19 protein-coding genes are annotated in these 19,492 nt (G+C 41.9%); 5 read left to right on the forward strand and 14 right to left on the reverse strand.

Features of this window, described 5'->3' with window-relative positions; translation table 11 throughout:
- Window positions 1-9: 9 nt before the first annotated feature.
- The 6 genes from hutP to M3221_RS12900 all read right to left on the reverse strand — a co-directional run bounded on the left by hutP (window position 10) and on the right by M3221_RS12900 (window position 6,722).
- The gene (gene hutP, locus M3221_RS12875; RefSeq protein WP_251272158.1) at window positions 10-468 is read right to left on the reverse strand and encodes a hut operon transcriptional regulator HutP; all 459 of its coding nucleotides are present in this window, start codon (window positions 466-468) and stop codon (window positions 10-12) included.
- A 188-nt stretch (window positions 469-656) separates the two neighbouring features.
- On the reverse strand, window positions 657-1,637 hold the full coding sequence (locus M3221_RS12880) for an agmatinase family protein (RefSeq protein WP_251272159.1): 981 nt from the start codon (window positions 1,635-1,637) through the stop codon (window positions 657-659).
- Complete coding sequence (gene hutI / locus M3221_RS12885) at window positions 1,634-2,890, reverse strand: imidazolonepropionase (RefSeq protein ID WP_251272160.1); 1,257 nt, start codon at window positions 2,888-2,890, stop codon at window positions 1,634-1,636. Before hutI ends, M3221_RS12880 begins: the two co-directional genes overlap by 4 nt.
- Window positions 2,887-4,566 carry a urocanate hydratase gene (hutU, locus tag M3221_RS12890; protein ID WP_251272161.1) on the reverse strand — a complete coding sequence of 560 codons (1,680 nt, stop codon included), beginning with the start codon at window positions 4,564-4,566 and terminating at the stop codon, window positions 2,887-2,889. Before hutU ends, hutI begins: the two co-directional genes overlap by 4 nt.
- Before the next feature lie 153 nt (window positions 4,567-4,719).
- Entirely contained in the window at window positions 4,720-6,168 is a 1,449-nt protein-coding gene (locus M3221_RS12895) for a helix-turn-helix transcriptional regulator (RefSeq protein ID WP_251272162.1), read from the reverse strand.
- A gap of 245 nt (window positions 6,169-6,413) precedes the next feature.
- Entirely contained in the window at window positions 6,414-6,722 is a 309-nt protein-coding gene (locus M3221_RS12900) for a hypothetical protein (RefSeq protein ID WP_251272163.1), read from the reverse strand.
- A gap of 473 nt (window positions 6,723-7,195) precedes the next feature.
- Here M3221_RS12900 and M3221_RS12905 point away from each other — a divergent pair, with 473 nt between their 5' ends.
- Together M3221_RS12905 and M3221_RS12910 are read left to right on the forward strand one after the other, a co-directional pair.
- On the forward strand, window positions 7,196-8,761 hold the full coding sequence (locus tag M3221_RS12905) for an S-layer homology domain-containing protein (protein WP_251272164.1): 1,566 nt from the start codon (window positions 7,196-7,198) through the stop codon (window positions 8,759-8,761).
- Between the two features lie 270 nt (window positions 8,762-9,031).
- A complete protein-coding gene (locus M3221_RS12910) occupies window positions 9,032-9,214 on the forward strand; it encodes a hypothetical protein (RefSeq protein ID WP_251272165.1) in 183 nt (60 codons plus the stop codon).
- A 126-nt stretch (window positions 9,215-9,340) separates the two neighbouring features.
- On the opposite strand, the gene M3221_RS12915 is transcribed toward M3221_RS12910, so the two are convergent.
- The 7 genes from M3221_RS12915 to M3221_RS12945 form a co-directional block, all read right to left on the reverse strand.
- Window positions 9,341-10,063 (reverse strand): amino acid ABC transporter ATP-binding protein, encoded by a 723-nt coding sequence (locus M3221_RS12915; protein ID WP_251272166.1) that lies wholly within the window; start codon window positions 10,061-10,063, stop codon window positions 9,341-9,343.
- A complete protein-coding gene (locus M3221_RS12920) occupies window positions 10,056-10,715 on the reverse strand; it encodes an amino acid ABC transporter permease (protein WP_251272167.1) in 660 nt (219 codons plus the stop codon). The genes M3221_RS12915 and M3221_RS12920 overlap by 8 nt, the downstream gene beginning before the upstream one ends.
- Window positions 10,716-10,743: 28 nt before the next feature.
- Window positions 10,744-11,535, reverse strand: a complete 792-nt coding sequence (locus M3221_RS12925) for a transporter substrate-binding domain-containing protein (protein ID WP_251272168.1) — start codon at window positions 11,533-11,535, stop codon at window positions 10,744-10,746.
- A gap of 453 nt (window positions 11,536-11,988) precedes the next feature.
- Window positions 11,989-12,825, reverse strand: coding sequence for a sugar phosphate isomerase/epimerase family protein (locus M3221_RS12930; RefSeq protein ID WP_251272169.1), 837 nt, complete (start codon window positions 12,823-12,825; stop codon window positions 11,989-11,991).
- Window positions 12,826-12,937: 112 nt separating this feature from the next.
- Window positions 12,938-13,651: a GntR family transcriptional regulator gene (locus tag M3221_RS12935; protein ID WP_251272170.1), complete on the reverse strand. Its 714-nt coding sequence runs from the start codon at window positions 13,649-13,651 to the stop codon at window positions 12,938-12,940.
- Between the two features lie 88 nt (window positions 13,652-13,739).
- Entirely contained in the window at window positions 13,740-14,558 is an 819-nt protein-coding gene (locus tag M3221_RS12940; protein WP_251272171.1) for a fructoselysine 6-kinase, read from the reverse strand.
- A 13-nt stretch (window positions 14,559-14,571) separates the two neighbouring features.
- The gene (locus tag M3221_RS12945) at window positions 14,572-15,534 is read right to left on the reverse strand and encodes an SIS domain-containing protein (RefSeq protein ID WP_251272172.1); all 963 of its coding nucleotides are present in this window, start codon (window positions 15,532-15,534) and stop codon (window positions 14,572-14,574) included.
- A gap of 162 nt (window positions 15,535-15,696) precedes the next feature.
- Here M3221_RS12945 and frlD point away from each other — a divergent pair, with 162 nt between their 5' ends.
- From frlD to M3221_RS12960, 3 genes are read left to right on the forward strand one after another with little or no spacing between them, the layout of a single operon-like run.
- On the forward strand, window positions 15,697-16,479 hold the full coding sequence (frlD, locus tag M3221_RS12950; protein WP_251272173.1) for a fructoselysine 6-kinase: 783 nt from the start codon (window positions 15,697-15,699) through the stop codon (window positions 16,477-16,479).
- 25 nt (window positions 16,480-16,504) lie between these two features.
- Window positions 16,505-17,368: an amidohydrolase family protein gene (locus tag M3221_RS12955; protein WP_251272174.1), complete on the forward strand. Its 864-nt coding sequence runs from the start codon at window positions 16,505-16,507 to the stop codon at window positions 17,366-17,368.
- Window positions 17,361-17,789: a secondary thiamine-phosphate synthase enzyme YjbQ gene (locus tag M3221_RS12960; protein ID WP_251272175.1), complete on the forward strand. Its 429-nt coding sequence runs from the start codon at window positions 17,361-17,363 to the stop codon at window positions 17,787-17,789. The genes M3221_RS12955 and M3221_RS12960 overlap by 8 nt, the downstream gene beginning before the upstream one ends.
- A 49-nt stretch (window positions 17,790-17,838) precedes the next feature.
- Here M3221_RS12960 and M3221_RS12965 read toward each other — a convergent pair whose 3' ends face one another.
- Complete coding sequence (locus tag M3221_RS12965) at window positions 17,839-19,200, reverse strand: MATE family efflux transporter (protein WP_251272176.1); 1,362 nt, start codon at window positions 19,198-19,200, stop codon at window positions 17,839-17,841.
- Window positions 19,201-19,492: the final 292 nt, after the last annotated feature.

Genomic DNA, 19,492 nt, shown 5'->3' on the forward strand with positions numbered 1-19,492 from the left:
TTGTCAAGGTTAAATATGGTTAAAACCGAACCCCAGAGCATCATGTTCAAAGCCTTTTTTAGGCGCACCGATCGTCCCATAAATACAGATACTGATCCATTCACCTGAATAACCGGGACTGTTAATCTCTCCTCTGACGACGCTGTAGGTCAGTCCGACAGTTCGAAGTATTTCTCCGAACTGAACCGTACCCCGTCCAACTCCTTGAACGGCTTCTAAAATACTATGGTAAAGGGCATGTACTTCACGGTAAGATTCTCCATCAATGATACCGTTGGATTTAGCATTTGTTTCAATGGAGGCAATCACTTTATTGAGATCCATCGCCCCAACGCGCCCAACTGTAAACCGATATCCTCTGCTTGTTAATTCTTTTTTGATTTCATGGCCTGCCGGACTTTTATGAAGCAATGCCAGCAGTGTTGTTAATTTTCCTAAAGGAAATTCTTTTTCGTCGTTATAAGACATTCTTCTTCACTTTCCAATCTCCGTCATCTCTGACAAAATGCCGTGCTTTTCTAGCGCGGGTCAGGCTTTGAAGGCTTCTTATAGGGTAAAACATATTACTTTTTGAGATAAAGCTTACACGAGCCTCGAGCCAATTGAGAACTCTATTTTATTCGACCATTTTTAATGAGCTTGATTATCCGGTCTTCTTAAAAACCATTATTCTTTTTTTGGCTGACAAGGCCGCTTACAAATTGGAGCCATGCATAAACACCGGTTTTTACCGTCTGCTCCACAGGTGAATCTTTAGATGGGTCCAGACACACAAAGTCAATATGAGACACTTTGGGATTCCTGCCCACTTCCAGCAGCACGTCAAACAACTCCTCGGGTTTCATTCCGCCTGGTGTAGACGCTGGAACACCCGGTGCGTTTGAAATGTCGAGCACATCCATATCAACTGTTACATAAAGGCGGTCTGTTCTTTCTGCTAAATACATAAGGGACTCTTGAACAGTTTGGATCATACCTTTTTTGCGTGCGCTGCTTAATGAAACCATTTGTATACCCTGTTTTTTCGCATAGTCAATGAGCGGCTTCGCATTAAAATAGCCATGCAGCCCAATGTTGACAACATGTTCGCCTTTCACAGTTTCCCCATCAATGAGCTGGCGGATCGGCGTACCATTCGCCGGGCCAAGCTCTTTGGGATCCCGGACATCTAAATGCGTATCAAATTGCAAAACCCCTATTATATCTTCTGGATAAGCTTCTTTAATTCCTCTTACGGCACAGGCCGTTGTTGAGTGGTCACCGCCAATCATGCAGGTAGGCACGTGCGGGAAAGCTTCAGCTAAATATTTTGTTGAAGCTTGAATACGGTCATGTGACAGGACAATATCCGTTGTATGCATCATTACGTCCCCTGCATCTGCAACACGGTAAGGAGATAAATCAAGATCTTCATCCAAGTTATACGCTGCAAAACTCTTCCACATGCGGCGAAATTCCTCCGGATACAAGGAAGCACCGGATACACTGATTGATGAGCGTGAGATTGGCGCACCGTATATAATAAGGTCAGGCTGTTGTATGTCCTCCAGCGGTTTTACCCACTGATGTACAAAATGCTCTTCACCACTGTCTGCCTTCCATGACCAGACTGGTTTTTGAAGCCATGAGCCGCTCATAAGCCGCCCGCCACTTGAACACCATTTTTCCAAACCGACCGGACATGGTTCACGCCGAACAAATACTGCAGCTCTTGATAGCTCTTCACATTCCACAATACAAAATCAGCCTGCTTGCCTTTTTCAATGGAACCAATCATATCTTCACGGCGAATGGCACAAGCCGCATTGTATGTTGCCGCAGTCAGCGCTTCAGCTGGTGTTAATCTCATAGAAATACAGGCCAGGTTCATGACAAGCGGCATAGATGTAGTCGGCGAAGACCCAGGATTACAGTCGGTTGAAATAGCTACCGCTACACCACGGTCAATCATTTTCCGTCCTTGAGCCGCTTCTTCACGCAAATACAAAGCTGTAGCCGGAAGCAGGCAGGCGATCGTGCCAGCTTTCGCCATTGCCTCAATGCCTTCATCCGACGCTTTTAAAAGATGCTCTGCTGAGATCGCACCCACTTCGGCTGCCAGCTCTGCACCTCCATAAGATACAATTTCATCCGCATGAATTTTTGGCACAAGCCCGTACGTTTTCCCTGCTTCCAGAATGCGCCTGGACTGTTCGGGAGTAAAAACATCTTTTTCACAGAAAACATCATTAAACTCGGCTAATTTTTCTTTTGCAACTGCCGGCAGCATCTCTTCGATAATCAAGTCAACAAATTCATCTTCCCTTCCTTTAAACTCTGGAGGGACTGCATGGGCTCCCATAAAAGTCGAAACAATGTCGATGGGATGCCGCTTCTGCAAAGATTTCATTACCTGCAGCTGCTTGCGCTCTGTTTCCCAGTTCATGCCGTATCCGCTTTTGCCCTCAATAGTGGTTACGCCGTGCGCTAAAAACGAATCCAGGCGTCTCCACGTTTGGCTGATCAGCTCTTCTTCCTCTGCTTCTCTGGTCATTCTTGCCGTTGCATGAATACCGCCGCCTGCATTCATAATATCCATATACGAGGCACCTTCAAGACGCATCTCAAATTCTTTTTCTCTTGTACCTCCATACACAACGTGGGTGTGCGGATCAACAAGGCCAGGTGTGACAAGGCAGTAAGCAGCGTCAATAATCTCGGCTTCTTTCTGTCCATAAATCTTCTCTAGTTCAGCTGTTGTCCCAACTGCTTGAATGATGCCATCTTCAATCCAGACACTGCCATCTTCAATAAAGCCAATATCAGACATCGCTGCTTTCGTACGCGGCCCTTTTTGATTGGAATAAAGCGTCGCGAGTGCGGCGTGTTTAATCCATCTATATTTCGTCATGAGGAAGATGCTCCTTTGTCCAGCATCGGCATGTGGATGCCTTTTTCCCGGGCTGTTTTTTGAGCCAGTTCATATCCCGCGTCCGCATGGCGGACCACACCCATGCCAGGATCGGTTGTCAGCACTCGCTCGATGCGCTTGGCTGCTTCTTCTGTTCCATCTGCGACAATGACGACACCCGCATGAAGAGAATATCCCATCCCGACGCCTCCGCCGTGATGAACGGATACCCATGTAGCGCCGCCTACGGCATTAATCATGGCGTTTAAAATCGGCCAGTCGGATACCGCATCAGATCCGTCTTTCATCGCTTCTGTTTCACGGTTTGGTGAAGCAACAGAACCGGAGTCAAGATGATCACGGCCAATCACAATCGGTGCTTTTAATTCACCGCTTGCCACCATATCATTTAAAATTTTGCCAAAGCGGGCTCGTTCTCCGTAACCGAGCCAGCAGATGCGCGATGGAAGCCCCTGGAATTGAATTTTCTTCTGCGCCATGCGTATCCAGTTGCATAAGTGCTCATTATCCGCAAACTCCCGCAAAATGGCTTCGTCTGTTTTATAAATATCTTCTGGATCGCCAGACAAGGCCACCCAGCGAAACGGCCCTTTTCCTTCACAGAACTGTGGCCGGATATAAGCCGGTACGAAACCCGGGAAATCAAAAGCGTTTTCTACCCCTTCGTCTTTAGCGACCTGGCGAATGTTATTGCCATAATCAAACGTAACGGCCCCTTTTTCCATCATTTCAAGCATCGCTTTAACATGTACAGCCATTGAAGCCTTTGAGAGCTTCACATATTCTCCAGGATCAGCCTGACGAAGCTTTGCTGCTTCATGAAGGGTCATCCCTGCCGGTGTATACCCGTTTAGTGGATCATGAGCAGATGTCTGATCCGTTAATACATCCGGTATAAAGCCGCGCTTTATCATGGCTGGCAGCACTTCCGCTGCATTGCCAATCAAGCCGATTGAAAGGGCCCTGCCTTCTTTTTTCGCTTCTTCTGCCTGCTGGATTGCCTTATCAAGCGAATGGGTTTTCACATCTGTATATCTCGTTTCGATGCGGCGGTCAATTCGGGTTTCATCTGTGTCAATGCCGATACAGACACCGCCATTCATTGTAACAGCAAGCGGCTGTGCGCCGCCCATACCGCCAAGACCGGCTGTGACGGTAATGGTCCCTTTTAATGAGCCGTTAAAATGCTGCTTGGCCAGTTCTGCAAATGTTTCATATGTCCCCTGGACAATGCCTTGGGACCCAATGTAAATCCAGCTTCCTGCTGTCATCTGGCCGTACATCATCAATCCTTTTTTATCAAGCTCGTGGAAAGTATCCCAATTGGCATAAGCCGGTACGATATTAGAGTTGGCGAGAAGCACTCGTGGGGCATCCGGGTGTGTTTTAAACACAGCGACCGGCTTTCCTGACTGGACGAGAAGGGTTTCATCATTTTCAAGATTCTTGATCGTCTTTACAATCGCGTCGAATGATTCCCAATTGCGTGCTGCTTTTCCAATGCCGCCGTAGACTACCAGTTGATCTGGATGCTCAGCCACATCCGGATCTAAATTGTTCATCAGCATGCGCAGTACGGCCTCCTGCTGCCACCCTTTCGTGTGAAGCGCTGTTCCTCTATACTGAATGACCTTTCTTCCTGGTACCGTTTTCATATGGACATTTCCTCCCTTGCTTTCTTTTATACATTGATGATAGCACGGAGAATATTCCTTTCCGGTTATGTAATAATGATTATTTTATTATTGATTTCACCAAATTAAACTTTTTCCCTTTTTGTTATGAATTATCTCATAAACTTTAGCAGGCTAGAAGCCGGAGCGATAGTCTCGAGGAGTCCGGTGTTCGTATTGCTTAAATTTCGCATTAAACTGGGTCTGATGAGTGTATCCGGTTAAACGGGCAATTTCCTGAAACGGCAAATCCGTTTCTTTCAGCAGCCGCTTCGCTTCATCAAGCCGTACGCGGTGTAAGGTATCGCGGAATGTTCGTCCGGATTCAGCCGCAAACCGGCGGCTTAACGTACTTTTATTTAAACGAAGTGCTTCTGCGCAGTCAGCCAGGTTCCATTGACTGTTCCAGTAGTTCCCTTCAATTAAGCTGCGGGTTTTATCAACGAGCGACTGTGGAGTATCTTGAGAAGCCAATTGACCGCCTGATGCAAGCAGATTGCGAATAAATACTTGAAGCGCTTGAACAATTTTATACATAACCGGCTGCCTGATTATTTGATTGAATACATTATGATATTCATATTCTAAGTCGTTTCCTTCAATGTCATGTGATTTCATATAACGCCTCACCTGGGCCAGTACGCTCGTTAACGCAATCCGGACCATCTCTGGATCTGGATACGGAGGCTCCATTTTTAAATAATGCTGTTCCAGCCACTGCTGGATTTCTTTCATATTACGGGTTTCCAGCATTTCCACCCATTCCCGCTGCTCGAGCGGCGTTAAAAAAGGGTCCATTTCCTGCACCCCATCCTCTTCACCCCCCTGCAAAATAACGTCATATCCTTCAAAAAATACACGCTCGGCCTGTCTTCGCAGTATTTGATAGGTTGATTTAAACGTGGCACCGCTTTTACCTTCTTGTATCACAATGGCAATTGGCTGACTGAGCCGCTTCTTATAAAAACGAAGGAAAGCTTGATAATCCTCTAAATCAGCACGATTTACACTTTCTTGAATGGCTAAAACCATGTCTGTCAGCACGAATACATAGACTTCTTCTGCAAAAGGATACGTCAGCAATTCTTTATAAAGGTCTGACAGTACGGTCTCATCTGGTGTTAAAAAAGCCGCCATCCTGTACGGATCTCCGCTCAGCCTTTGACTGGAGATAAATAAGTCCGCATACTGGATAAACGATTGTTTCGATGAGTGAGAAACAGGTTGATTGCGCTTTTCAAAACGAGCCTGCTGAAGATGGCGGATCACCTCCATAGGCGCAAAAGGACGAAACAAAACATCTTCCGCTCGAAACCTAAGTGCTTTATAAGCTGTTTGAAAAATACGTTCTGAAGATAGGCCAAGCCAGCGGGCATTGTACCTTTTTAGCAGTTTACCCACGTCCTCATGCTGCCACTGGTCCATATCCACAATCGCCATCAAGGGCCTTTCCCGCTCAAATGCTGCATCAAGTTCGGACACACTATGTAATAAAGTTAAGTCCAGCGTCTGCAAATGGGATTTAATCATCCACTCAATTCCTTGTGCTTCAAGTTCGTCTTTTGCCAGTACATATACCTTCATTCTCACACCCCCATTCTGTCTTTTTTATTTTAACAGTTGATTACAGATTTACTAGAATAGATAAGTCATTTACTAATCCACCCTCCAGCCAGTCTTATTGACTCAACATTCCTCCATTCTTTTAAATGGTAAAAACGTAAAAAGCCAAACCCTAGAAAGGATTTGGCTTTTTAAACACTTTTATGCTCTATATGGATGTTTAATCCGCTTTACATTCTCTTATTATCTGTATTTCCCGTGACTTTTCACCAGTTGCCGTATCTTCTTTGCTTCGTTTGCTTCAAACGCACCTGTCCATAAGAACGGGCGGTATAAAAACCTTTTTTAATTAAATCCAGTGTTTGAAAGAACATGAAAGACGTAATTGGCTTGATATTTCCGTCTGTTAAATTAAATAAATTGTATTCACCGTTTTCATAGGTCATACTTTTTAATTGGCCTTTTTCATCCGTAAAGCAAACAAATGCTTTAATGAGGCCTTTTTGCTTTAAGCGTATAATAAATTGAGAAGCCTTTATCGATTGATCGTTTCTTGATTGTTTATATAAAAGCATGAAAATTCCTCCTTTAAATAGGTCCGTCTCATTTATATGCCGAGCAACCGACTTTAAATAAACTATTTTATACAAACCAGGCATCGGTACAGATCTCACTTTTTTCTATAGGTCGTGGAGTATTGAACGTTCATGTTTATTTTGTTTTTTATTCTTTACCCACCTTCTCGTAATCTAGACCTTAAAAATCAGTGATAACAAAAAAAACACCGAAAATGAGCAAAAAAGCCTATTGATCTTGATAGCCTTAACTTTTCAAACCCCTTCTATACATCAAAATAAACCCCCAAATCACAATCTATTTTTACATTTTTAAATTAGATCACATTAACGAAGGTCTATTTCATGCTTTCTACGCAAGGTTTTTAACTCCTCAAAAAAAAGATACTTTCTTGCCTTATTTTTTGGTGTTAAAATCCAAATTTCGTAGTATGATGAATATCTACTACATTATGAAAGGTTGACTGCAATAATTGAAAAGATTTTTTAAAGGCATCGCTGCTCTGTTGATGCTTGTATCCCTCGCTCCTTCTGCCTCTGCTGCTACGTTTAAAGATGCCGGCACATTCAGTAAAGAAATAGATTATTTAACTAATGCCGGAATTATCATGGGATTTCCTGACGGAACATTCCGCCCTGACCTGCCGATTAAACGTGTAGATGCAGTCCGCATGATTATGCGCGAATTAGATGAACCGCTTGGCCAATCTCCTAATCCAAATTTTAAAGACATGCCAGTTGGCTCAAAAGGCTATGATGAAGTAGCAAAAGCGGTTGAGCTTGGTATTATCTCCGGAAAACCAGGCAATATTTTTGATCCAAATGGAAACCTAACAAGAGCTGAAATGGCTACGGTCTTGGTTAGAACGTACAACTTATCGGGCATTTATCCGAAAGGCTTTACTGATGTATCCCTTCAATACTGGGGCTACCCTTATATTTCTTCTCTGGCAGCCAATAATATTACCATCGGGTACAAAGATGGCACGTTTAAGCCTACCTTAACGATTAGCCGTGCTCACTTTGCCGCATTTATGACAAGAATTATTGAACCTTCCTTCCAGCCTGATAACCCGGAAGTAGCGGATACGTATTTAGAAGCATTATATGATGTAAATGCGATTGACTATGATATGGACCCGGCCAAACCTATTATTTATGTACTAGATGGTGCAACAAATGAAGTGGCTGCTATTAATTACGAGACTTATGAAGTCGTTTCTTCTTTAGCCCTTCCGCTGCCTGCTGAACGGATTGCTTACGCCAACAACAAAATTTACGTAACACAGCAAAAACGTGCTCACAGTCATTACTGGTTCGACAAAGATCAAGAAGGCGCATTTGCAGTTGTGGATGCTGTTACTCTGAAGATAGAGAAATCTATCCAAATTAATTTAGATCCGTATGATATTGAAGCAGATGACAAAGGTGTGGTTTATATTTCGTCAGGCTCCGGGCAGCACACTCGAGTGGAAAGCTTCAACAGCCAAACAGGCGCGCTGCTTAGCTCTCAAGGTATATACGAGCAAGGACTAATTGAATTGAATCCGTCTCAAAATAAGCTCTACACTATTTCGACAGGACTTTCTCCACGTGATTTTGGGGCATACTCGATTACAGAAGGTGTCCTTGGTCCCGAAGCAGATTCACCTTATCACGGAGAATATACACTTGGTAAGGATTTGACACTATCACCAGACGGTAAATATATTTTCAATAGCACAGGTCATATTTTCCGGGCATCAGCCGGGGCTACATCTGATATGACGTATTTCGCCAAACTGGACCGCCCATATAGCGCTATCGCTTTTGATACAGAGTATGGAGAATTGTATACGTCCAATAATCAAAAATATATCCAGGCATATGATTATCAGACCATGGACGCCATTGGACAAATGACCACATACGGAAATGTTAAAAAGATGTTTTATGATCAAAATTCTGATACACTTCTTGCCTTTACAACTGTTTACCTTGGAAAATCAACCGTTCCGTTTACAGGACTTGAAGTTGTTTATTTTGATACAGAAGAATAAAAGTATTACCAAAAACACCCCAGCTGCCTACGACGCCAGCTGGGTGTTTTTATCTTTCTCCTTTTTATGTAAAGTCCGACAGTCAAAATTTTTTTATTCGTGATACCAGCATGGAGTGTTTTTTAAGTTGACAGCCTCTTATTAAATTTGAGGCATACATTTAGAGTCTTTGCATAATTATTCTTATTTTCACTATCACTATAGGACATAACTGGCTAAACTGTACTGAAGTTTGCTGTAACTTCCTCAAACAAAAGAGGAGTGACATTTTTGAAATTATTAGAACATATCGTTGACCGGTCTCTCCACCGGCTTGTTGACGAAGAGAAAAATCTAATAAGTCTGCCTTTTGATAAAAGTGGCACAATCCTTGATCAAAATAAACCTCAGGAAACGTGGGTAGACTTGGTGTCTGTCGACATGACTCACTGGAGAGCCACTGCTAAAGATTAAAACAACAAAAAAAGGCTGACAGCTTTGTCAGTCTTTTTCCTTCTTTCTTTCAAGTGCTACACTTTTTTCAGCCAGGAACTATTTTTAAAAAAGGGTCATCCATTTACGAATACAGAAGAGAAGCAGTCACAGCATTTTTTCTAAAAATTCCTGGGCGCGTTTACTTTTAGGGGAAGAAAAGAACTCACGAGGATGGGCATCTTCCACAAGAGTGCCTCCATCTAAAAACAGGATGCGGTCTGCCACTTCTCGGGCAAATCCCATTTCATGTGTCACAATGGCCATAGTCATGCCTGTTGTAGCTAGGGATTTTACTACTTCCAGCACTTCTTTGACCATTTCCGGGTCCAGTGCTGAAGTCGGTTCATCAAACAGCATAATGTCAGGGCTCATAGCAAGGGCTCTTGCAATGGCGACACGCTGCTTCTGTCCCCCCGACAAACGGATGGGATACTCATTTTCTTTCTGGGCCAGGCCCACTTTCTTTAAAAGCTCTCTTCCTTTTGCTGCTGCTTCTGCTTGTCCTATTCCTTTCACTTTTACAGGCGCATACGTTAAATTTTCCAATACCGTTTTATGGGGAAACAAATTAAAATGCTGAAATACCATCCCTACATTTTGCCGGATTTTTCGAATATCCGCTTTCGGTTTTGTAATTTCGGTGTTTCCAATAAAAATCTGTCCGCTGGTCGGGACTTCTAACAAATTAAGGCATCTTAGAAAAGTAGATTTTCCAGAACCGGACGGGCCGATAATAGCGACCACTTCTCCTTCCTTAATATCAGTGGATATCCCCTTTAACACTTCGTTTGTGCCAAACCTCTTATGAAGATCTTTTATCTTAATCACTTCTCCGCATCCTCCTTTCTACGAGTTTCCCTAAGAACGTTAATCCAATAATAATGATATAGTAAATTAAACCGGCTATAATTAGAGGCTCAAAAAAGCGGTAGGTCTGCCCTCCAATGATATACGCCCGGCGCATCACATCCAGCGCCCCGATCACGGTAACAATCGCTGATTCTTTCGTGAGGGTAATAAATTCATTCATTAAAGCCGGCAAAATATTTTTCATAGCCTGTGGAAGAATGATATCTTTCATTGTCAGCTTGTAAGGAATGCCTAGCGCAAGAGCAGCCTCCCGCTGTCCTTTATCAACGGCTAAAATTCCCGCACGGATGACTTCAGAAATATAGGCACCCGAATTTAATCCAAATGCTAAAACGGCAGCCCAGTATGCATCAATATCAAACCCAATAAATTGCGGAAGCCCGTAATAAAAAATCATAAGCTGCAGTACTAACGGGGTCCCCCGGAAAACAGATGTATACACATCCGCAAATCCAGAAAGCACTTTATTATGGCTAATTTTAAAAAGCGACAAGATCACACCAATGATAAAACCAAAGAGGGCTGATGTTAATACGATTTTGATGGTAACCCCAAGCCCCTGTAAAATGTAGGGGATTGAGGGTATGACTTGGGTAAAGTCTAAATTCATACCCCTCATTCCTTTCGGCCAAAATCTTTTATTTCTTCACTTCTAAACTTTTTTCGCCAAACCATTTAACCGTTAACTCTTCCAGCTCTCCGTCTTCTTCCATTTTCTCAATAACAGGGTTGAACTTCTCTGTCAGCTCGCTTCCTTTAGGAAAGGCAATCGCAGCGCCTCCCGTTTCAACACCCGGAATTGAAACCGTTTTTAATTCTTTATTATTAGCCATATAACCTTTTGTCACAGGCATTTCCATGATTGTTGCATCAATTCTGTCAACCGCAATCTCCTGAACAATTTCAGCTACCCGGTCCCGCGTTGTAATCTCAAAATCTGTTTTTTTCTGAAGGTCTTTCGCCATTGTTTCTTGAAGAGATCCAGCTTGAACACCGACTGTTTTTCCTTTCAAATCTTCTACACTGTCAATCCCGCTGTCTTTCATCGTAAGAAGCACAAGCTCACTTCGGTGGTAAGGAATCGAAAAGTCTGCATTTTTCTTTCGCTCAGCGGTTGGTTCAATGGCAGAAATCGCAAAATCTACTTTTCCATTCTGCATAGCTGTAATTAAGCCTGAAAATTCAATATCGACAATTTCCAGTTCATAGCCCAGTTCTTTTGCAATCGCCCTGGCAAAGTCGATATCGTACCCTACAATTTCATTCGTTTCCGTATCTACATATTCAAAAGGGGCAAAGTCAGCAGAAGTTCCCATTTTCAACACTTTCTTCTCGCTCGAAACATCGTCAGCCCCGCTTTGATTGCTGCAGGCTGATAAAATAAGACAAAGGAAAACCGACAAAAAAAGTAAAACACGTGTTTTTCTCATTATTCGTCCTTCTTTCTTTGGGAAATTTTTAATGACAACCTTAGCTTAGTTGAAAAAATTAATATACATGTCTGTTCAATTTAAGCGATATGTCTTTCACAATATATTTTTTTAATTTTCAAATAATTGATTGTGTACATATTCTTTCTTGAGCCCTGGCAGTGAATTTTCGCTTCCTTTTTTAAACAAAGTATAAACAGCGATGAGTACTCACATTTGATGTAATGTTATATAACGTTATTTAACTATTTATACAACTTTCTATTTAGACTGTCAATGGCTTCTTGTGATATATTTCCTGACATTTAATCGTTTTGAAAACTGCGGAGAGATTGCAGTAAAAAAGAAAGCATGCCTTTATAAATACGCAGTTTACAAAAAAGAGTAATTATCCTCTATAGGACAATTGCTCTTTTTACTTTTTTACAAGCATCCGCTGTTTTAATTGTTCGTTCACTCATTAAAAAACGGAGTTAAGTGCTCCATAATCCGCTGATCAACTTCGTCCGGCTTTTCAAAGTATTTCATCTCCGTAATTTCCTGGCCTAAAAAACCTTTGTATTGATATTGATTGAGGATTTCAATCTGCTTGCTTACATCGAGGCTGCCGTCTCCCCATGCCAGGTGTCCGTAAGGCTTGCAATCTACAAAATGAATATGCGCAATCTCTTCTCCGAATGCAGCGAACCAGTCTTCCATTGTTTCTCCGGCTACGCTCATCGCTACTGTATCAAGCATGATTTTAAAAGCAGGCGAATTGATTTCCTTATGCATTCTTTTCGCTTCTTCAAGAGTGGTCACGATTTTAGATTCTTCCGGCCGCAATGTTTCCATCGCAATGGTAACGCCTTCTTTTTCTGCTGCATGGGCTAAGTGGTGGAGCATTTCTGCTGAGCGTTTCCATGCTTCTTCGTTAGCTTCATTTAAATATCCATATCCTGAATTAATCGTCATCAACGAAGTGCCTAATTCAGCAGCTGCTTTTACCGCATTGGTGAAATAAAGCTTACTTTTCTCAAACTGGTCCGGATCGGGCGCTGCAATATTATAAGGATAAATAATGGATTCAGGGGTAAAAGCCACGATTTCCACATCGTGTTGAGCAGCTTTTTGCTTTACCTTTTTGCAATCTGCATAAGACATGGAATCCATTAAAAAGTGCGGAGCTCCTCCCCATAACTCAATGCTTTCAATGCCTGCTTTTTGCTGGGCAGCAAAGAAATAATCAAGTGAGTAAAATAAATAGTGAATATTCATTCCGGCAATTTGGCTGCGCTTGATTTGCGGCATTCTGCTATCTCCCTTTTAACAGATTTTAAGCTGAACTTGATAACGACATAAAACGTTACAGGTAAAGGCAGAAGAATGGTAAAACACCTGTTGTAAAGAAGCAGAAAGAGATTTATAGGGTAAATTGATAGCGTTCACCAATGATATACTGTCTTCCGGCGTGAACAGGCTGATTATGCTGGTCATAGATAATGGTTCTCATGTAAAAAAGCGCTTTTCCTAATGAGGTCTCTAATAATTGTGCTTTTTCTTCATCTGCTAATGTAATTTCCAGGATGGTCTCTCCCGGGTTTTCAGGACGAATGTCATATTTCTTCTCCAATAACTCGTAGAGAGACCCTTCTAATGATTCGTTCATTAAAAATTGAAAACGGTGCTGCGGGTAATAATTATTCTCCAACATAAGCGGACTGTTTCCAGCATACCTTTTCCTCTGAATATAAATCACTTTCTCATCCTCTTCCAGGCGCAAGTCTTTCTTCAAGTCCTCGTCCGGTTCGATCATTTCTTTTTTGGTAATGACGCTGTGAGAAGTCAGCCCTTTTGACTGGCAGGCTGCACTGAAGCTCATCACATGTTCCACTTTTCGGTCAATTTTCAAATTGTTTACAAAAGTTCCTTTGCCCTGCTTTTTGATCAAATATCCTTCTTTCACCATTTCTTCTACAGCTTTTCGTACCGTAATCCGGCTGATGTTATACTGTTCACTTAATTCAACTTCAGTCGGGATTTTATCTCCCTGCTGAAAATCGCCATTAAAGATCATCGCTTGAATGGCTTTTTTTAATTGTATATATAAAGGTTCCAGATTTTCCGGCTTTAACATATTCCGCCCCCACTTGTCCAATATAGAATTTGGTTCTTATGAGCAAGAGTACCAAACGTTTTACTATAGCACAAGTAAGTCTCAGTACTTAACTGTATGAAATGCCAAAGCCAAACGATCCTTCTACGAGGCAGCTTTTGGCTGCATAGGAGACGGCTGTCTTTAATGATTCGCTTACTTCATTTCCTGTGATATAGGAAAGGAGGAAAGCTGTAATAAAGGAGTCCCCTGCGCCCATTGTATCTACCGCTTCAACAGATTCAGGAGCCTGGCTGTAAAATCCGTCCCCATCATAAGCAATAGCAGGTGCATTTCCGCGTGTGGCGACCAAAAGCTGTCCACTTGTTTGAAAGTTTCTTTTCAAAAATTCCCTGGTTTCGTTTTCAGACAGGTGGCTGCATGAGAAAAACGCATACTGTACGTGAGAGATATACTTGTCTATTTGTTCCTGCTCGAAATCATCAGAAAAATCAAAAGAGAGCGGCACTCCTAAAGAGCTCAATTCACTTAACAGGTGGCCTGTATGGCTGTAAAGACCTGTGTGCATGAGGTTAAAAGCTTTTATATACTCTTTATCTTCTTCCGTCAGAATGAGCAGATTTTTCCCGGTTACGCCTCCGTTGTTGCTGTCGAGAAAAACACGATCCCCCTCCTGCAAAGTAACCCGGGCGCATCCATTTTCTCCTTCTAAAAACCGGCTCCTCGAAAAATCAATATTCAGTTCTTTCAAAACGCTTTGAACATGCTCTGCTTCTCTATCGTCTCCAAACGTTCCAATAAACGCTGCTTCAGTCCCCAGCTTTTTGGCAAAAACAGCGAAATTCAAAGCGTTTCCGCCCGGATACATCACCTGTACATGAACGTATTTATCGACAACATTGTCGCCTATTCCTAATACCTTTACCATATCCTTCACTCCATTAATAAGCTACTTTCCCCATATATCTGCGTGTTTCGAGAGGATGATTGCGGACGTTTGCCAATGCTTCACGATATACACACATGACGCTGTAAAATAAAACTGGGTTAAAGAATTCTACAACGGTGTCGGAAATCGTGTTGATGCCCAGTTCCTTCGCATCCACAATTTCTACTTTTTCCGCATACTTTGCTAAAAACTCTTTTGCCCTTTCATCTAAAGCGCGTGTCCGCCCTTCGTTAACGAGCAAAATAAAAGGTGTTTCTTTATTTGTTACTTCAAAAGGGCCATGGAAGTACTCACCTGAATGAATGGAAGCAGCATGCAGCCACTGCATTTCCATCAAAGAGCAGATGGCAAAGCCGTACGCGTGGCCATAAGAAGCGCCGCTTGATAAAATATAAAACAATTCTTCTTTTTGGTAGCGGTCAGCAAACACCTTTGCTCTTTCAGCTACGAGCTCTTCTGCTTTTTTGATAATGCCGTTCGCTTTTTGAATGCCATCGCGGAAGTCTTCATAGTGTTCATATCCTTCTACGGTCTTTAATACTTCAGAGGCAATTTCTAAAATGATAGCCATTGGATTATTTTTCACATCACTGTCTGCTCCCCATTCATATAGAAAAACATGATCGGAATGCTCGATGAGAGCTGCCTCTTTGTTATGTGTTAATCCGATTGTATACGCACCGTACTCTTTTGCCCGTTTTGCAGCATGGACAGATTCAGGCGTGTTGCCCCCATGTGAACATACAATCACGAGAGAATTTGGATTTAACCGCTTAGGTGTAGCATGAACAAATTCATTGGCTGTGTAAAGACCTGTAACGATTTTTTCGGCTTCACTTTCAAGAAAATATTTAGTTGGATACATATCTACCAGCGATCCTCCGCATGCAACTAAATATACTTCTGTAATGTTTTCTTCTGAACTAATAGCTGCAACAACTTGTTCTGCGTTCATTGTCCCACTCTCCCATAACGTTATATAACGTATTTATTTTTTATTACTATAAATCTTTTCTATTTATGCGTCAATACAAATTTTAAAATATTCTGTAGATTTAAATTTTTACATAATGTATTATAACGTTATTAACAATATACTCTTTAAGGAGGTTTTATTTTGAGAATAGCTGCCGCCGGCTTTTGCTGTATAGATGTATATAACAATCTTAAAAAGTATTACCCTACAGGCAACGGAGTCGATTTTGCCGTTCATATGAACCGCCTCGGTTACGCCTCTTCTCTTATCAGTGCCGTTGGAAATGATTCGTATGGCGAGCTGATGAAAGAAACCCTGAAAAAAGAAGGAATCGATATCTCCCATCTTCATACTCTGGCAGGCTCGACTGCTGTAATCCAGCTAGAATTGAATGGAAATGACCGCGTTCATGGAGATGAAGACGAAGGTGTAATGGAGCAATTTTCACTCACACAAAAAGATATCGACTTTATTTCAACTCACGATTACCTGCATACAGACTTATTCGGAAAGATTTTGAACTTCCTCCCCTTCTTTCAATCACGCGGCTTGAAAACCGTTTTTGATTTTTCCACTTTTCTACAGGATGAAAGAATAGAGCACATTTTACCTTCTGTTAATTACGCTTTTTTTTCGTATGAACAAGAGGACGATTTTATTTGGGATTATATGAAATGGGCAAAGAGCCTGGGCCCTTCACTTGTTACGGTTACGCTTGGGGAGCATGGAAGCCTTTCTTATAATGGGCAGACCTTTTACAAAGGTGAAAGCATCCCTGTTGATGTAGTAAACACAGTCGGTGCAGGCGATTCTTTTATTGCTGGTTTTATCCACGGCACAATCTGCGGACAAAGCATTCCCGATTGTTTAAAAAGCGGCGCCACGCTTGCCTCTAGCGTGATCACTCAGTTCGAGCCTTATTAAATAAACCGAAAAGGTGGAAGAAAACATGGTTATTGATGTGCACACGCATCCGATTTTTTTTGAGGATATTTGTACTGATAAAGAAGATTTGCACTACCGTATGGAGCAATTCGGCGTGTTTAAGCAGTCTCCCTATCCGCTGGAAGAATTGCTGATTGAGATGGATTACAGTGGTATTGATAAAACGGTTCTTCTGCCTTTGGATTTAACGACTCAATCTGGCGGGCATATTGTTTCAAATGAAGAAATCAAAAAGCTCATCGATTTATGCCCTGAGCGCTTTATTGGCTTTGCAAGCGTAGACCCGCACCGCCAGGACGCGCTTGATGTTTTGGACTATGCTTTTAAAGATTTAAAGCTTATGGGATTAAAATTACACCCCTCCAAGCAAAAATTTTATCCGAATGATCCGTTGCTAAAATCAATTTACGAGAAATGTATCGAGTATAATAAGCCAATTATGTTTCACTCCGGTATGAGCTGGGAGCCGAATGCACTCGCTAAGTACGCGCAGCCGCTTAACTTCGAGGAAGTCGCTCATAATTATCCAGCGTTGCGGTTTTGTTTGGCTCACTTTGGATGGCCATGGATCCATGAAACCATTATGCTGCTGTTAAAGTATCCAAATGTTTATACAGATACATCCATGCTATATATGGATTCTGCCAAAGACTTTTACGAACAAATTTTCACGCGTGATATGGGTCCATTATGGCTTGAGCGAAATTTAGCCCATAAAGTCATGTTCGGCTCAAATGGCCCCCGCTTTAGAGCTTCAAGGTTGAAGCCAGCTTTAGAAAGCTTAGATCTCCGCCCGAAAACATTGCAAAAAATCCTGGGAGGCAACGCTGAATATTTTCTTGGATTGGAGGAACAGCACCATGGTTGAATTAACGACGCTTACCGTTCTCACCCGCGCGCAAACGGAATTGGCAAATATCACTTCTCAAGTAAAGAACGCAGTAAAGGATTCTTCTATTTCTAATGGGCTTGTCGCGGTTATTACAGCTCATACGACCACTGGAATATTGGTAAATGAAGGTTTAGAATGTGTAGAAACCGATATCGAAGAATTGCTGGAGCGGTTAGTCCCTCCTCACCTTCCTTATGCTCATGCTCACTTTCTGCCAAGCTACGGGGCAACCGGCAGTAATGCACCCGCTCATTTAAAATCTCTTTTATCAGGAAATCACTGCTTATTTCCAGTAGCAGATGGCAAAATACTGCTTGGGTCTGCCCAGGATATTTATTTAGCTGAATATGACGGTCCTCAAAGCAGAAAAATCTACGTGCAGATGATCGGAGAATAATTCACTTTTACGCGGACAGCCCCCTGAAATAGGTTTCAGGGGGCTGTAATTATGACTGTTTTTCACCGAGCTGGCTTTTTCTTTGAAGCCATTGCAGCCTGATAAATAAAGCAGCAGCCATGGATGCAAGCGCGGAAATCAGCCCAATCCAATAACCGAAAGCTTCCAGCTTTGTGAATACAGCCAGAAGAGAGCCTGTTGGAATGCCAATAATCCAAAACGATATAAGCGCAATAATAAATGTCATCTTTACATCTTTATACCCTCTCAGCACTCCTTGTATAGGTGTAGCCAAAGCATCTGAAAGCTGAAAAAAAATCGAGAAAACTAAAAACTTTTGAATTAATAGGGCTACAGAAGGGCTGTTTGTATACAGATAAGACACTGGCGTACGTAAATAGAAAATAAATAAACACGAAAGCAAACCAAGTCCAAAAGCCATCATCATTCCTAAATAGCTGTACTTTTTCGCTTCTTCCCTCCGGCCTGCCCCCACTTCATGGCTGACACAAATGGTCAGTGTTAAAGCAATACTTAGCGGCAGCATATAAAATAAATAAGCAAAATTTGCCGCTGCTTGATGAGCGGCGATGGTATCGGTGTCATACCGGCTCATTAGTATCGTTACTACGGAAAAAATACTTGATTCTAAAAACATAGTCACGCCAATAGGCACTCCTAAACCGAGGAGCTCTTTCCACTTGCTCAAAGAAATGCCCGGAAATGATTTAAACAAATGATAGCCCGAAAAGGCTTTTCCTTTTGCTATATAAAAAAAAGCAGATAAAAACAAAAACCAATACGTAATGCCGCTCGCGTAACCTGTCCCCGCTCCTCCTAATGCAGGAATACCGAACCTGCCATATATAAAAAGATAATTAAGCAGCATATTAATAGGCACCGCCAGGAAAATAATCGTCATCGTGATATGGGTTTTCCCATGTGAATCAATAAAGCTCCTCAAAGCCGTATACATAAATAATGGCACAATTCCGCTTGATAAACCGGTTAAATATCCTTTCGAAACAGCTCTCACTTCGTTTTGAAGTGGCATCATTTGCAAAACCAGATCCAAAAAAAGAACTCCTATCGTAAAAATACCTAGTGATAATCCAATAGATAAATATAACCCTTGGATCAGCGAAAATGAAATATCTTTGTTTCGTTTAGCTCCTATATTTTCGGAAATAACAGGGGTTAAAGACATTAAAATACCACTTAAGCACGTAAAAACCGGAAACCATAAACTGGTGCCAACGGCTACCCCGGCAAGGTCTTTTGGGCTTGCTCTTCCAGACATAACCGTATCGATAAAATTCATCATATACATTCCTAATTGAGTCAATAGAATCGGTGTCATGATCGTTAAAAATACTTTCATTTTTTCACGTCCACTGCTTGTTGCCTTCAAGCAATCTCCCCTTTCTTGTTTGATTTTCCATTCTGCTTTTCGTACAAATCGTAGATGATCCGAAAAAACTATATATCATTCACAATAATACGTATTACAACGTATTACAAAAGTTGAAAACAAATGATCGATTTTTTCCTTTTTACTCTCCAAAACTGTTTGAACAAAAAGAGACACGAAACAAAAAAGCTTAATCTATGCGCTCTTTTGTATTTTTCCCATTTGTTCTTCTGTCTCATTTATGCCTGAGCCACATCTGCCTTCTATTGAAGATCGTTTTGTTCCAGGTGGC

It is taken from the genome of Domibacillus indicus (genome assembly GCF_023715895.1).
GTDB lineage: Bacteria > Bacillota > Bacilli > Bacillales > Domibacillaceae > Domibacillus > Domibacillus indicus_A.